Here is a 13,599-nt window from a genome sequence, read left to right as displayed (position 1 = left end):
TCGTGCCGCGCCTGCCCTTCGTGCGCATCTGTCCAGGGGTTCCGGACGCCTTCCGCTGGCGGGGACGTCCGGAACCGCTGTATCGGGTGATCTAGAAGCCCATGGCCTGCGCGCGTCGCTTTACCTCGCGCCCACGGTCTCCGCGCAATGCTTCGATCGGAGTGCCAGGAAGGCTGTCGTCCTCCGCGAACAGCCAGCGCAGGATCTCGTCCGTGGAGAAGCCCTGGTCGCGCAGCACCGTGATGGTGCCGGGCAGACCCTTCACCACCCCTCCTGCGGCGAGGAAGGCTTCGGGAACGACGAGGACGCCGTCCCGCCGCTCGGCGAGCAGTTGCCCGTCGCGCAGCAGTTGGTGGACCCGGGTGACCGGAAGTCCCAATCGGTCGGCCACCTCCGGGAGGGGAAGAACCTCCAGGTCGGCAGCCAGTACATCCGCAGCGGCAGGAATCGCACTCACGGGGGTCACGATGCCATAACTCAACTGTGAACGCCCTTCCGCCAACCGGGTCATCCTGAGCTTTACCATCTCGCACTGTGGAGAGGTCGGTTTCGAACGTGATGGGTGGACTGCTCGAGCAGCGCTACCGGGTGGACTCCGTGCTCGCGCGCGGTGGCATGTCCACCGTCTATCGAGGTCGCGACACCCGCCTCGACCGCGAGGTCGCCGTCAAGGTGATGGATCCTCGCCTGACCGCGGATCCCGCGTTCGTCGCGCGCTTCGAGCGCGAGGCGCGGGCGTCGGCGCAGCTGCATCACCCGGCCGTGGTGTCTGTGCACGACCAGGGCGTCGACGGTGACCAGGTGTATCTGGTGATGGAGCTGATCGACGGCGGAAACCTGCGTGACCTGCTCAACCAGCGCGGAAAACTGCCTCCCGCGACGGCGCTGAGCGTGCTGGGCCCGGTGCTGTCCGCGCTGGGTGCGGCCCACCGCGCCGGCCTGGTGCACCGCGACGTGAAGCCGGAGAACGTGCTGATCGGGTCGGCCGGCCAGGTGAAGGTCGCGGATTTCGGGCTGGCGCGCGCGATCGGCACGAACGGCGTCACCAGCGACAGCGAGATCCTCGGCACCGTCGCCTACCTGTCACCCGAACAGGTGGAGTCGGGTTCGGCGGACGCGCGCAGTGACGTCTACTCGGCCGGGATCGTGCTCTACGAGATGCTGGCCGGGCAGGCGCCCTACCGCGGCGACACGCCCATCTCGGTGGCCTACCAGCACGTGACCTCGGACGTCCCGTCCATCCCTGGGATCCCGCTGGCCCTGGACACGCTGGTGCGCAAGGCGACGCGGCGCGACCCGGCGCTGCGCCCGGCGAACGCGGACGTGTTCCTCGCCGAGCTCGAACGCGTGGGCGCGGAGCTGGGGCTCACGCCGCAGCCGGTGCCCGTTCCCGGCACGGCGCCGGAGAACGACAGGACCGTCGTGATGCGGCCGGTTCCGGTCGCCGTCGGTGCCACGCCGGTCCCCGCGGCCGAGGCGACGACGCCGGTGCGCAAGCCGGCGATGACGACGGTGCACACCGGTCCCCCGCTGCCCGCGACGGCCACGCGCACGATGCAGCGGCCCGAACCGCCCCGTCGGCGTCCCGTGGAGCGCAAGAAGAAGGTCGACGCGGCCGAGGAGCAGCGCAAGCGCAAGAAGCGGCTGACGATCATCCTGACGTCCGTGGCCGCCGTGGTGGCGTTGATCGCCGGGCTGTTCTCCTGGTACCTCGGCGCCGGCCGCTGGACGACCGTGCCGGAGGTGTCGGGGCAGTCCGAGGCGAACGCGATCCGGTTGCTGTCGAACACCGACCTCACCGCGCTGGTGGTGCGGGAGCCGTCGAACACCGTGCCGCTGGGTGAGGTCATCCGCACCGAGCCGGGCAACGGCACCGAGGTGCGCAAGCGCGAGTCCGTCAAGCTCGTCGTGTCGCGCGGCAAGCCCGTGGTGCCGTTCGTGACCGTCGGCGTCGACCCGGAGACCGCGACCAAGGAGATCGAGGCGGTCGGTCTCACCGCGGCCAAGGACCCCGCGAAGGACGCGTTCCACGACACCGTGCCCATCGGCAAGGTCGTGGCGCTCGACCCGCGGCCCGGCACCGCGCTGGAGATCGGCAAACCGGTCACCCTGGTGCTCAGCAAGGGCCCCGCGCCGCGCGTGACCGTGCCGAACCTGACGGGCAAGAAGAGGGACGAGGCGTTCGCCGAGCTGCAGCGCCTCGGGCTGGAGGCGGTGGAGGGCGGCGGCCAGAACGGCGGCAACCCCGACGAGCTGCGGGTCGTGCGGACCGACCCGCCGGCCGGCGCGGTGCTGGAGACGACCGCGAACAAGCGCGTCACGGTCTTCCTGGAGGACAACAGCGAGGTCGAGGTCCCGGACGTGACCCGCAAGAAGGTCCGGGAGGCCAAGGAGGAGCTGGAACGGCTCGGTTTCAAGGTCAAGGTGGAGTTCAACAAGAGCGGCAACGCGACCGTGGTGAACCAGAACCCCCAGCCGCGCAGCAAGGTCAAGCGCGGCACCGAGATCACGATCATCGGTCTCTGACCTGGAAAAACGAGTGGGCCCCGCGTTCTCGACGCGGGGCCCACCGTTGTTCAGCCGTTCTTCAGGAAACCTACGAGCGCAGCATCTCGGCGACGAGGAACGCCAGCTCCAGCGACTGCTGGGTGTTCAGGCGCGGGTCGCAGGCCGTCTCGTAACGGCCGGCCAGGTCGGCGTCGGAGATCTCCTGCGCGCCGCCCAGACACTCGGTGACGTCCTCACCCGTGAGCTCGATGTGGATGCCGCCGGGGTGGGTGCCCAGGCGCCGGTGCACCTCGAAGAAGCCCTGGACCTCGTCGACGATCCGGTCGAAGTGGCGGGTCTTGTAGCCGGTGCTCGACTCGTGGGTGTTGCCGTGCATCGGGTCGCACTGCCAGATGACCTTGTGGCCGGAGGCCTCGACCTTCTCCACGATCGCCGGGAGCACGTCGCGCACCTTCTGGTTGCCCATGCGCGAGATGAGCGTCAGGCGGCCCGGCTCGCCCCGCGGGTCGAGGCGCTCGACGTACTCGACGGCCATCTCCGGCGACGTCGACGGGCCGATCTTGAGGCCGATCGGGTTCGCCAGCAGCTCCGCGAACGCGATGTGCGCGCCGTCGAGCTGACGGGTGCGCTCACCGATCCACACGAAGTGCGACGACAGGTCGTACAGCCGCGGCTGGTCGCCCGTGGTGTCCAGGCGGAGCAGGGCGCGCTCGTAGTCCAGCAGCAGCGCCTCGTGGGAGGCGAAGATCTCCGTGCCGTGCAGCGACTGGTCGGTGACGCCGCACGCCGACATGAAGCGCAGGCCGCGGTCGATCTCACCGGCCAGTGCCTCGTAGCGCTCGCCGGCGGGCGAGGTGCGCACGAAGTCGCGGTTCCAGTCGTGCACGCGGTGCAGGTCCGCGAGACCGGCGCCGGTGAGGGCGCGCAGCAGGTTCATCGCGGCACCGGCGTTCGCGTAGGCGCGGATCATGCGGCCCGGGTCGGGGATGCGGGCCTCGGGCGTGGCGACCAGGGAGTTGATGATGTCGCCGCGGTAGGACGGCAGGCCGAGAGCGTCGATGTTCGAGGAGCGCGGCTTGGCGTACTGGCCGGCGATGCGGCCGACCTTCACGACCGGCATGCTCGCGCCGTAGGTCAGGACTACGGCCATCTGCAGCAGGGTCCGGATGTTCGCGCGGATGTGCGGCTCGGTGTTGTCCGCGAACGTCTCCGCGCAGTCACCGCCCTGCAGGAGAAACGCCTGACCGTTCGCGACCTGCGCCAGTTGCGTGTGCAGCCGGTCGATCTCGGCGGGCACGGTGATCGGCGGCACGCTCTCGAGCACGGTCCGCACGCGACGCACCTGTTCGGCGTCGGGCCATTCGGGCTGCTGGGCGGCCGGGCGCGACAGGGCGTCGTCCAGGCGCTTGCGCATCTCGGGAGGCAGCGGCGGAAGCTCGGGAAGCGTGTCGATGGGCACGTCCACGGTCCAGTTCACGCTGCTCAGCTTAGTTGTTCCACACTGAGAGACCGGGTCGGCCCTGTCAGTCGTCACGCGGAGTTCGCCACGGTGGTCACAGCCGGTTGACGGGCGGGTTCGCGGCGGCGTCTGTCAGTTGTCAACGAACAGCGGCAACGGCCGGGCTCTGCCCTGCTGAGACGGCACATTGCATGATTGCGTCATGAACGCCACCCGGCTGGATGACGGCACCGCGACCCGGCTGCTGGGCATCGCGATCGACAACGTCCAGCGCGACCACCCGGTGCACTGGACGCACGTGATCGACGGCGACGACCGGCTCGTGCCACAACGCGTGCTGCACCCCGTGTTCGCGGGGTCGTTCGACTGGCACTCGTGCGTGCACCAGACGTGGCTCGCGGTCCGCCTGCTGCGGCTGCGGCCGTCGCTGACCGGTGCCGACCTGGCCCGTGACGCGCTGGACAAGCTGATCACGCACGACAACTGCGCGGTCGAGGCCGCGTTCTTCGCCTCGCCGGCCGGGCGGCACTGGGAGCGGCCGTACGGGTGGGCGTGGCTGCTGCTGCTCGACGCGGAGCTGCGCACCTCCGGGCTGCCGTGGTCGGTGGCACCGATCGCGGACGTGCTGCGCGACCGCTGGCTGGAGTGGATCTCCGCGGCGCGGCTGCCGATCCGGACCGGGACGCACAGCAACACCGCGTTCGCGACCGGGCTGGTGTTCGACGCCGCTCAGGCCAACGGCGACTCCGAGCTGGCCTCGGCGTGCGTCGACGCCGCGGTGCGGTGGCACCGGGACGAGACGGCCTACGGCGGGTTCGAGCCGGACGCGGCCGACTTCCTCTCCCCCGCGCTGACGACGGCGGACCTGATGCGGCGTGCGCTGGACACGACGGAGTTCGCTGCATGGCTCGACGCGTACCTGCCGGAGCTGGACTCGCAACGGTGGCGTTCGCTGCGCGAGCCCTTCCCGGTCGACGACCCGGCCGACCCGTACGGCTCGCACCTGGCGGGGCTCGCGTTGTCGCGCGCCTGGAGCTGGGAGGCGATCGCCGACTCGTTGCCGGCCGGGCACCGGTACGCCGACCTGGCCCGCACGGCTTCGGCCGCGCACCGCGAAGCCGGGTGGACCTACGTCTTCGGCGGCCACGGGTACATGGCCGACCACTGGCTCGGCTCGTTCGGCGCCTACCTCGACGTCAAAGCTCTCTGACCTGCGCTTATCCCCGCTTATGCAAAAGACGTTTGCGGACGACCACAAACGTCTTTTGCATAAACTGATATATCGGTAGCTACCGATCAGGCGCCGAAGAAGACCTCGGCCTCTTCGTAGCGCTCGGCCGGGACGGTCTTGAGCTCGGCCGTCGCCTCGGAGAGCTTCACGCGCACGATCTCGGTGCCGCGCAGCGCGACCATGGTGCCGAAGTCGCCGGCGGCCACCGCGTCGACGGCGTGCAGGCCGAAGCGAGTCGCGAGGACGCGGTCGTAGGCCGTGGGGGTGCCGCCGCGCTGGATGTGGCCGAGGATGGCCGCGCGGGACTCCTTGCCGGTGCGGTCCGCGATCTCCTCCGCGAGCCACTGGCCGACGCCGCCGAGGCGGACGTGACCGAAGGCGTCGCGCTCACCGGAGTGCAGCACCTCGGCGCCGCCCTCGGGCATCGCGCCCTCGGCGACGACGATGATCGGCGCGAACTCGCTCTCGAAGCGGCGCTCGACCCACCCGACGACCTTGTCGACGTTGAACGGGCGCTCCGGGACGAGGATGACGTTCGCGCCACCCGCGAGACCCGAGTGCAGCGCGATCCAGCCCGCGTGCCGGCCCATGACCTCGACGACGAGCGCACGGTGGTGCGACTCGGCCGTGGTGCGGAGGCGGTCGATGGCCTCGGTCGCGATGTGCACGGCCGTGTCGAAGCCGAAGGTGTAGTCGGTGGCGCCGAGGTCGTTGTCGATCGTCTTCGGCACACCGACGACGCCGATGCCGTCGTCGGTCAGCTTCTTGGCGACACCGAGGGTGTCCTCGCCGCCGATCGCGATGATGGCGTCGATCTGGTTCTCCGCGATGGTCTCGCGGATGCGGTCGACACCGCCCTCGACCTTGTACGGGTTCGTGCGCGACGAGCCCAGGATCGTGCCGCCACGGGTGAGGATCTCCTCGACGTCCGTGAGGTCGATCGGCTTGGTGAGGTTCTCGATCGGGCCCTGCCACCCGTTGCGGAACCCGACGATCTCCCAGCCGTGTGCCTTGATGCCCTTGCGGACCACGGCCCGGATCACGGCGTTCAGACCGGGGCAGTCACCACCGCCAGTGAGCACACCGATGCGCATCTGCTTGCCCAATCTCTCGTGTTCTGTGTCACTCAGACTTTCACGAGCTGTATCGGTGCAGCAACGGGGGGTCTCACTTACCGGACGGGAAAACCGATTTTCCTGCGGTACTCCTCGATCACCTTCCAGCGAGCGAGGTTGTGCCGGGCGTCGGCCAGCGCGTCGTGGGCGTCGGCGGGCGGGGTCGGCAGCTTGGGCTTGCCGACGTCCTCCCAGCGCTGCCGCAGGTCACGCGTGAACCGCGGCAGAGCACGCGGCAACGTCGGCATGGACCCCCACAGCTGGGCGAGCGCCACGTGGTCGTAGGCGGCGAACCAGGCCCACAGCTCGATCTCGTCACGGGCGGCGTTGCGCGCGCCGAGGAAGTCGAGGAGGTCTTCGCGGATGCGCTCCCGGCTGCGCCACGCCTTGTCGGCGGGCGACGGCAGCTGGTTGAGGACGTTCTGCCGCACCCACGGCCCGGCACGCTCGGGGTCGAACTCGGTGGACACGGCGTAGAACTCGCGGCCTTCCTCGTCGACCACCCCGATCGACACCAGGTCGATCGTCACCCCGTCCTCGATGAACTCACAGTCGTAGAAGAACCGCACCGCAACACCCTAGGGGTAGCGGTCAGCCCGCCTTCTTCTCGGGCACCCGGTCAGGCGCCTTGGCCTGCTCCGGCACGTCCGCGATCTGCTCCTTGGCCTTCGCCGCGTAGACGTCGACGTACTCCTGGCCGGACAGCTCCATCAACGCGTACATGATCTCGTCGGTGATCGACCGCAGCACGAACCGGTCGCCCGACAGCCCCTCGTAGCGGGAGAAGTCGAGCGGCTTGCCGATCTTGATCCGGATCGGGTGCGGCCGCCACATCCTGGAGCCGATGGGGTTGGCCTTGTCGGTGCCGAACATCGCCACCGGGATGACCGGCGCACCGGACTCCAGCGCGATCCACGCGACGCCGACCTTGCCCTTGTAGAGCCGGGCGTCGGGCGACCGCGTGCCCTCGGGGTAGATGCCGAGCAGCTTGCCCTCGCGCACGATCCGCACACCGGTGTCGAGCGCTCCCTGCGCGGCGGACGCGCTGGACCGGTCGATCGGCACCTGGCCGACGCCGGAGAAGAACCACTTCTGCAGCTTGCCCTTGAGCCCCGTGCCGGTGAAGTACTCGATCTTCGCCGGGAAGGTGACGCGCCGCGACAGCATCAGCGGCAGGAAGAAGGAGTCGGAGACGGCGAGGTGGTTGCTCGCCAGGATCGCGCCGCCCTCCTTCGGGATGTTCTCGGCACCCTCGATGATCTTGGGCTGGAAGAACAGCCGCAGAACGGGCCCCAGGAAGACGTGCTTCATCAACCAGTACAGCACTTTGGGAAGCGCCTCCCTAGACCCCGCGAACCTTGATCCCGGCAACCAGCCTACGGAGCCGACCGCTGCTCACACAACGAGTCCCCGGGTAGTGCGTCACGGCCGTGACTGAGCCGACTGCCGTAACCCGCAACACATCCGTGCCGTGCAACGATGAGGGGTCAGAGGGTTGCGGCACATGGAGAGGCTCTGGATGAACGCCCGGCGCGACTCGACCGACGGCCCCGAGAACGTCGACGAGCTCTTTGCCGAGATCGTCGCGGGACTCGAACGGGACGGGGTCGGCAAGGACTGGCTCGACCTCGACGAGGCGGGCGCGGACGACACCCAGGCACGGGAGCCCAAGCCGCGCGACGTCGCGGACGAGGACACCTACCCGGAACCGGAGGACGTCGACGAGCGGCCAGAACCCGACGAGCACTACGTGCCGCCGGAGCCGCCGCCGTTCCCCGTGCTGCGCGCCTCGACCATCGTCGCGCTCGCGATCCTGGCGCTGGGCATCGTGCTGCTGGTCGCTCCGGGCCTATTCGGACTGCACGCGAGCCTCGGCACGCCGCTCTCCCTCGTGGCCCTGTGCGCCGGTGTCGGCCTGCTCATCCTGCGGATGCGCAACACCCCGCCACCAGACTCCGGGTGGGACGACGGCGCGCAGGTGTGACAGGTCACGTCCCGGTTGATAACGGCGTGATAACGGCCACTCAAACCTTCAGATAACGTTTCGGTCGTGCTTAGGGTGCCGGCATGGACCAGATGCAGCACCTGATGATGGCCCGCGCCCTGGCGACCCTGAGCAAGAAGGACGCCGAGCGCACCAAGCGCCGCCGTCCCCGCATCCTGCGCGTGCTCAGCCGCTAGCCCGCCCCTCCCGGCGCGCTCCACCTCTCCTGGCTCATTTCCCTACTGGCGTCCTTCCCACTCCCAGGGCACTCCCCGCCACGCTGACGCAGGCGTCCCCCGCGAAGGGGGACCCCTTGTCTTAATTCTCCTCGCGAAGACCGACAGTTCCGCAGCCCTCGACGGCTCGAAGCGGGCGTTTCGGCCGGGTGTTCGCGGCGGGCGAACAGACCCCGACACGCCCGCCGCGACACTCCTCAACTGATATATCGGGGCTGTCGCGCACGTCCCTGCGTCGAGCTCGCACGTGAGCTTGCTGGCTCGTGGCGGCGAGCTAAGCATCCTTGGAAGCTATAGAGCAGTTAACGCAACATGGACTGACCTGCGGCTTTTCAATGGCTCTTTTGACGACGACGGCAAACGAGTCGTTGCAAGGGCGAGCAGCGCGAGCTGAAGCCTCCGAACTAGGCGCAGTGAGCTACGAACGCAGAGCTACAAGTGGCGAGCTATGAGCGGCGAGCTATGTGCGACGGGCTAGTCAGGCGAGCTGAGCGCGAAGAGCTGCGGGCGGCGCGTGTTCAGTCGGACGACGAGCGGTGCGGGTGGAGTGCGCCGGGCTTGTGGACGGCGTCGCGGCCGCTCTTGGCGCTGCGCACGCGGTACTGCGGCTCGTCCTCGGAGGCCTTCACCTTGCGTCCGGCGGCCTGCGTCTCCTCGGTGATCTCCTCCTCGACCTCGCCGTGCGTGCGGCTGCCGTGGCTGGACCACTCGACCTCGTCGCCGGGCTTGTACGGGTGCTTGCTCATGGTCGTGCCCTCCGTCGCGTTGCGTCGTTCGGCGTAACCACGGGTACCCGACCGCCGGGGATCGAACACGGCGGAGAGGACCAGGCACGTGGCAGACGAGAAGCAGATCCGTGAGGACTTCGGCGCGGCGGTGAACATGACCGCCGGGCAGCTGGAGAAGTGGCTGGACACGGCCGAGTCGAAGGAGGTCGGCGACAAGAGCGGTGGCGAGTCGACCGGGCACGCGTCGGGGCGGCGCATCGTCGAGCTGCTGAAGACCAAGCAGGCCGACCTGACCGACGACGACTACGGGCACATGCGCAAGGTCGTCGGTTACGTGCACCGCCACCTCGCCCAACGGCCTGACCAGCCCGAGAGCGAGATCGAGCACAGCCGGTGGCGCTACTCGCTGCTGAACTGGGGCCACGACCCCCTCAAGAGCTGAGGTCCCGAAGCGCTGAGACCACCAGGGCTACGGGCTGTGGTGGTTGCGGGCCATCGAGGCGGTCGTCTCGCGGGCCAGCGTCGCCGCCCCCACGATGCCCGCGTCGTCGCCGAGCTGCGCGGTGCGGATCCGGGCGAGCGGGCGGTGGCCGGCGCCGGTCACGACGGCGGCGTAGCGCTCGCGGGCGTCGTCGAGGAACAGCGGTGCCGACTCCGAGACGCCGCCGCCGATGACGATCACCTCGGGGTCGTAGACGTCGGCGACGAGTGCCAAGCCCTCGCCGAGCCACCGGGCCAGGTCGGCCATCGCGCGTTTTGCCAGCGGGTCGCCGTCGCGGGCGGCTCCGGCGACGCGTCGGCCGGTCACGGCGCGGGAGTCGCCCGCGGCCTCGCGGGCCAGCAGGGTCGAGACGCCGGGGTGCTTGGCCAGCAGTTCCACGGCGGTCGCGCTCAGTGCCGTGCCGCTGCAGTAGCGCTCCCAACAGCCGTTCTTGCCGCACGGGCAGGGGCGGCCGTCGGGCACCACGCGCAGGTGGCCGAGCTCGGGCGCCACGCCGTAAGCGCCGCGGAACACCTCGCCGTTCAGCAGCAGGGCCGCGCCGATGCCCGTTCCGATGGCGACCAGAACAGCGGTTTTGGCGCCGCGGGCGGCACCGAAGCGGTGTTCGGCGAGAGCGGCGGCGTTCGCGTCGTGCTCCAGCACCACGGGCAGGCCGAGGCGGTCGCTCATGCGGTCGGCGACGTCGGCCTGCCGCCACGCCAGGTGCGGCGCGAACCGGACCGTGCGGCTGTCCGAGGCGATGAACCCGGCCACGGCGAGGCCGACGGCGTTCACCGCGTGCCGGTCCGCGACCTCCTCGACGGCGGCGACGATCGCGTCTTCGAGGGCGCGTTCACCGGCGGGTGTCGGCGCGCGCGAGGTGTCCAGCACGGAGCCACGCGCGTCCACGACACCAGCGCGCACACTGGTGCCTCCGATATCGACTCCGACGGTGAGCACTAGTCGGTCTTCCTGACGACCTTGATGTGCTGCACGCGCTGGCCGGCGTCAGCGGGTTCCGCCGCCTCCGACGAGTCCGACGCCTCCGGTGGCGCGGGTGGTGCGCCGGGCTCCCGCAGGGCGGCGCGCAGCACGGCCACGAGACCGGCGGCGTGTTCGGCGGCCTTCGCGGCGAGCTCGGAGCGGTCGCCGCGCAGCAGTGCGACGCCGTTGCACACGGGGCACCAGCCGCACGTCTGCGGCGTGTGCGCGCCGTCGCCCGCCTCCGCTACCCGCTGCAGCCACGGCTGCATGCGTTCGGCCGCGGCGTCGATGAGCAGCCGCAGCTCCTCGGCGAGCTTGCCGGTGTTGTCCTCGGTCATGAGAAACTCCTGATCAGCGCCACGATGTCAACGCCACAGCGCCGGGTCCGGGCGGAAGGCCACCGTCACGCCGGCCGAGTCCATCTCCGCACCGGTCACGATGCAGCGCCTCAGCAACGAGGGCAGCGCCACGAGCCGGCGCCGGCCGTCGACGGTCAACGCCAGGTCGTCGGCCACGCGGGCGAGGTCCAGCTCCGCGTCGTCGGCCAGCGGCAGCGCGATCCGCAGCGAGTACCGGGCGTCCAGCCCGCGCCCGCTGCCCGAGACCTCCAGCAACGACTCCGCCACGGCGGCACCGGGCAACGGGTCCTCGTCGCCGTAGAGCTGCGCCGCGACCTCCAGCAACGCCGGCACGCCCACGGGTTCGGACGCGCGGTGGTCGACCGTGCGGATCTCCCCGACGCCGGTCAGCTCGGTGAGCACCGCGTCCTGCTCGGTGCGCCGGGTCCGCAGCCACGTGGCGGCCGCACCCCGCGCTGATCCCGGCGACGGCACCAGCCGGTTCGCGATCACGCTGTCGACCCGGATCCCCTGCAACGCCAACGCGGTCAGCGTCCGCCGCGTCTCCGCGGCGACCACGCGTTCCGGCGTCAGCACGAGCCGCACCGAGCACGAGGACGGGTCGGCGAGCATCGAGCGCAACGCGTCCAGCCGCTCCGCCAGCCGGCCCAGCGCGTCCGCCGTAGCGTCCCACCTCTCCACGGTCCCGGTCCCGGCCACGCCCGCCAGCAACCCGCGCACCACGCGCCGGTGCGTCGGGAAGAGCCGTTCCAGGTAGCCGGCGAACGCCTCGGGCAGCGACAGCAGCCGCAGCGTCTCCGCCGTCGGCCCGCAGTCGACGACCACGACCTCCCACGGCCCGGACGCGGCGAGCCGGCGCACCTCCGCCAGCGCGAGGAGCTCCTCCACGCCGGGCAGCACCGTCAGCTCCTCGGCGTCGAGCTCGTCGACGCCGGCACCGGCCAGCACGGTCCGCAGGTGACCCCGCAGGTCGCCCCACGCGTCGTCGACGAGTCCGCGGGGGTCGATCTGGCAGGCGAACAAACCACCCGCACCGTCCACTTCGGACGGCGCGGCGCCCAGACGCACGTCGAGCGCGTCGCCCAGCGAGTGCGCGGGATCGGTCGACACCACGAGCGCCTTGCGGCCGTGCGCCGCGAGGGTCGCCGCCGTCGCGGCGGCCAGTGTCGTCTTGCCGACCCCGCCCTTGCCGGTGAAGAGCAGGACCCGGCTCAAGCCGCCTTCTCCGCGCGCTTCTTGAGCTCCTTGAGGGCGGTGTCCAGGATGAGCTTCTCGGCCTTGCGCCGGAACAGGCCGATCATCGGGATCACCAGCTGCACCGACAGCGTGTAGGTGACCTTGGTCCCGGTCCCCAACGGCTCCAGCACGTAGCTGCCGTGCTGCGACTTCTGCATGGTGCCCTTGACGAGGTCCCACCGCACCGAGAGGCCGTCGGGCGCCCAGTCGTACCGGAGGGTGTACTCGTCCTTCACGGGACCCTGGTCGATCGCGAACCGCACCTGCTCGGCGCGGCCGTCGTCGCGGGTGCCGAGGACCTCGACCTCCTTCATCCCGTTCGCCCAGTCCGGGTACGACGGGAAGTCCGCGATGATCGCCATGATCTTCTCAGGCGGCGCGTCGATGACGATGGACTGCGTGGACTCGTCGGCCATGGAACAGGAGGCTACTCGCGTCTTTACCAGTGCAGGACGTGAGGCTTGCCGCTGCGCTGGAAGTGCCCGACGTTGATGCACTCGGTGTGGCCGATGCGCACACGGCGGGCCAGCGGCTGGTGGACGTGCCCGAACAGCGACCAGCGCGGACGTTCCCGCACGATCTTGTCCAGCGCCGGCCGCGACCCCCACTCGGGACGGCGCGCCACCACGTCGTAGGTCAGGTCGGGGACCAGCGGCGGGATGTGCGTGCACAGCACGTCGACCGGCCCCATGCCCTCCAGCGCGGCCGCCATGTCCTGCTCCGTGCGCACGTACGGGAACCAGGGGGCGTTGGGGTTGCGCATGTGTCCGGGCATCAGCAGCCCGCCGCCGGCGAACCCGAACCGCAGGCCGCCGATGTCCACCGCAGCGCCGTCGAGGACGTGCACCCCGTCGCGCGCGAACTGCGGCCACAGGTGCGGACTGTCCACATTGCCCGGTGTCGCGTACGTCGGCGCGGACATGGCCGCGAACAGCGCGTGGTACTGCTCCAGCACCGCTTCTTCCACGACCGCGCGGGCGTCGGACAGACCGTCCCACAGGGACCGGATGTAGCCCGCTGTGTCGGCCCGCCGGGTGCCGCGGCGCAGCTCGGCGAAGACCCCGACCTTCTCGGGGCCGAAGACGCGCCCCAAGATCCCTTTGGAATGGTCGTAGTAGTCCACGAAGTCGATGAGGTCGCCGAGCACGACGAGCGCGTCCGCCCCGTCTCCGGCACGCGCCAGCGCCTCCGCGTTGCCGTGCACATCCGAAACCACGTGAACCCGCACGGTCCCAACCTAGTTCAACCGGGGCGCGGTCGTTGATCGCGGCGCACAGC

Annotated in this window: 15 protein-coding genes; 4 read left to right on the top strand and 11 right to left on the bottom strand. The window is 70.3% G+C overall.

Translation table 11 applies throughout. The features are described 5' to 3' along the window. Positions 1-91 precede the first annotated feature (91 nt). Positions 92-457 carry an Rv2175c family DNA-binding protein gene (locus ADL03_RS37660; protein ID WP_197288994.1) on the bottom strand — a complete coding sequence of 122 codons (366 nt, stop codon included), beginning with the start codon at positions 455-457 and terminating at the stop codon, positions 92-94. A 77-nt stretch (positions 458-534) separates the two neighbouring features. Between ADL03_RS37660 and pknB the strand changes: the two genes are divergently transcribed. Then, complete coding sequence (pknB, locus tag ADL03_RS37655; RefSeq protein ID WP_157529639.1) at positions 535-2,526, top strand: Stk1 family PASTA domain-containing Ser/Thr kinase; 1,992 nt, start codon at positions 535-537, stop codon at positions 2,524-2,526. Positions 2,527-2,596: 70 nt separating this feature from the next. Here pknB and ADL03_RS37650 read toward each other — a convergent pair whose 3' ends face one another. After that, entirely contained in the window at positions 2,597-3,985 is a 1,389-nt protein-coding gene (locus ADL03_RS37650) for a class II 3-deoxy-7-phosphoheptulonate synthase (RefSeq protein ID WP_053738408.1), read from the bottom strand. Positions 3,986-4,169: 184 nt separating this feature from the next. Here ADL03_RS37650 and ADL03_RS37645 point away from each other — a divergent pair, with 184 nt between their 5' ends. Further along, positions 4,170-5,177 carry a DUF2891 domain-containing protein gene (locus ADL03_RS37645; protein ID WP_053738407.1) on the top strand — a complete coding sequence of 336 codons (1,008 nt, stop codon included), beginning with the start codon at positions 4,170-4,172 and terminating at the stop codon, positions 5,175-5,177. Between the two features lie 86 nt (positions 5,178-5,263). Here ADL03_RS37645 and ADL03_RS37640 read toward each other — a convergent pair whose 3' ends face one another. From ADL03_RS37640 to ADL03_RS37630, 3 genes are all read right to left on the bottom strand, one after another. Further along, on the bottom strand, positions 5,264-6,292 hold the full coding sequence (locus tag ADL03_RS37640) for a 6-phosphofructokinase (RefSeq protein ID WP_053738537.1): 1,029 nt from the start codon (positions 6,290-6,292) through the stop codon (positions 5,264-5,266). Positions 6,293-6,369: 77 nt separating this feature from the next. Further along, a complete protein-coding gene (locus tag ADL03_RS37635) occupies positions 6,370-6,882 on the bottom strand; it encodes a polyadenylate-specific 3'-exoribonuclease AS (RefSeq protein WP_053738406.1) in 513 nt (170 codons plus the stop codon). 22 nt (positions 6,883-6,904) lie between these two features. Then, the gene (locus ADL03_RS37630) at positions 6,905-7,639 is read right to left on the bottom strand and encodes a 1-acyl-sn-glycerol-3-phosphate acyltransferase (protein WP_053738405.1); all 735 of its coding nucleotides are present in this window, start codon (positions 7,637-7,639) and stop codon (positions 6,905-6,907) included. Positions 7,640-7,817: 178 nt separating this feature from the next. On the opposite strand from ADL03_RS37630, the gene ADL03_RS37625 reads away from it, so the two are divergent. Then, positions 7,818-8,297: a hypothetical protein gene (locus tag ADL03_RS37625; RefSeq protein WP_197288993.1), complete on the top strand. Its 480-nt coding sequence runs from the start codon at positions 7,818-7,820 to the stop codon at positions 8,295-8,297. A 754-nt stretch (positions 8,298-9,051) separates the two neighbouring features. On the opposite strand, the gene ADL03_RS37620 is transcribed toward ADL03_RS37625, so the two are convergent. Further along, a complete protein-coding gene (locus ADL03_RS37620) occupies positions 9,052-9,279 on the bottom strand; it encodes a DUF2945 domain-containing protein (RefSeq protein WP_053738535.1) in 228 nt (75 codons plus the stop codon). An 88-nt stretch (positions 9,280-9,367) separates the two neighbouring features. Here ADL03_RS37620 and ADL03_RS37615 point away from each other — a divergent pair, with 88 nt between their 5' ends. After that, positions 9,368-9,703, top strand: coding sequence for a DUF3140 domain-containing protein (locus ADL03_RS37615; protein ID WP_082373813.1), 336 nt, complete (start codon positions 9,368-9,370; stop codon positions 9,701-9,703). 27 nt (positions 9,704-9,730) lie between these two features. Here ADL03_RS37615 and ADL03_RS37610 read toward each other — a convergent pair whose 3' ends face one another. The 5 genes from ADL03_RS37610 to ADL03_RS37590 are packed head-to-tail and all read right to left on the bottom strand — an operon-like array spanning position 9,731 to position 13,549. Continuing rightward, positions 9,731-10,702 carry an ROK family glucokinase gene (locus ADL03_RS37610; RefSeq protein ID WP_053738404.1) on the bottom strand — a complete coding sequence of 324 codons (972 nt, stop codon included), beginning with the start codon at positions 10,700-10,702 and terminating at the stop codon, positions 9,731-9,733. Beyond that, complete coding sequence (locus ADL03_RS37605) at positions 10,702-11,064, bottom strand: hypothetical protein (protein WP_053738403.1); 363 nt, start codon at positions 11,062-11,064, stop codon at positions 10,702-10,704. The genes ADL03_RS37610 and ADL03_RS37605 overlap by 1 nt, the downstream gene beginning before the upstream one ends. Positions 11,065-11,091: 27 nt before the next feature. Continuing rightward, entirely contained in the window at positions 11,092-12,300 is a 1,209-nt protein-coding gene (locus tag ADL03_RS37600; RefSeq protein ID WP_053738402.1) for an ArsA family ATPase, read from the bottom strand. Further along, positions 12,297-12,737, bottom strand: coding sequence for an SRPBCC family protein (locus ADL03_RS37595; protein ID WP_053738401.1), 441 nt, complete (start codon positions 12,735-12,737; stop codon positions 12,297-12,299). Before ADL03_RS37595 ends, ADL03_RS37600 begins: the two co-directional genes overlap by 4 nt. Before the next feature lie 23 nt (positions 12,738-12,760). Then, the gene (locus tag ADL03_RS37590; protein ID WP_197288992.1) at positions 12,761-13,549 is read right to left on the bottom strand and encodes a metallophosphoesterase; all 789 of its coding nucleotides are present in this window, start codon (positions 13,547-13,549) and stop codon (positions 12,761-12,763) included. Positions 13,550-13,599: the final 50 nt, after the last annotated feature.

It is taken from the genome of Nocardia sp. NRRL S-836, from assembly GCF_001279525.1.
Lineage (GTDB): Bacteria > Actinomycetota > Actinomycetes > Mycobacteriales > Pseudonocardiaceae > Lentzea.
Note: the sequence above shows the minus strand (reverse complement) of the source record. Positions and strands in the feature narration are given on the sequence as shown.

Excerpts from the sequence above, each read along its gene's own strand:
- ADL03_RS37645 (WP_053738407.1), top strand. The coding sequence starts at position 4,170 with ATGAACGCCACCCGGCTGGATGACGGCACCGCGACCCGGCTGCTGGGC.
- ADL03_RS37640 (WP_053738537.1), bottom strand. The coding sequence starts at position 6,292 with ATGCGCATCGGTGTGCTCACTGGCGGTGGTGACTGCCCCGGTCTGAAC.
- ADL03_RS37625 (WP_197288993.1), top strand. The coding sequence starts at position 7,818 with ATGGAGAGGCTCTGGATGAACGCCCGGCGCGACTCGACCGACGGCCCC.
- ADL03_RS37620 (WP_053738535.1), bottom strand. The coding sequence starts at position 9,279 with ATGAGCAAGCACCCGTACAAGCCCGGCGACGAGGTCGAGTGGTCCAGC.
- ADL03_RS37605 (WP_053738403.1), bottom strand. The coding sequence starts at position 11,064 with ATGACCGAGGACAACACCGGCAAGCTCGCCGAGGAGCTGCGGCTGCTC.
- ADL03_RS37595 (WP_053738401.1), bottom strand. The coding sequence starts at position 12,737 with ATGGCCGACGAGTCCACGCAGTCCATCGTCATCGACGCGCCGCCTGAG.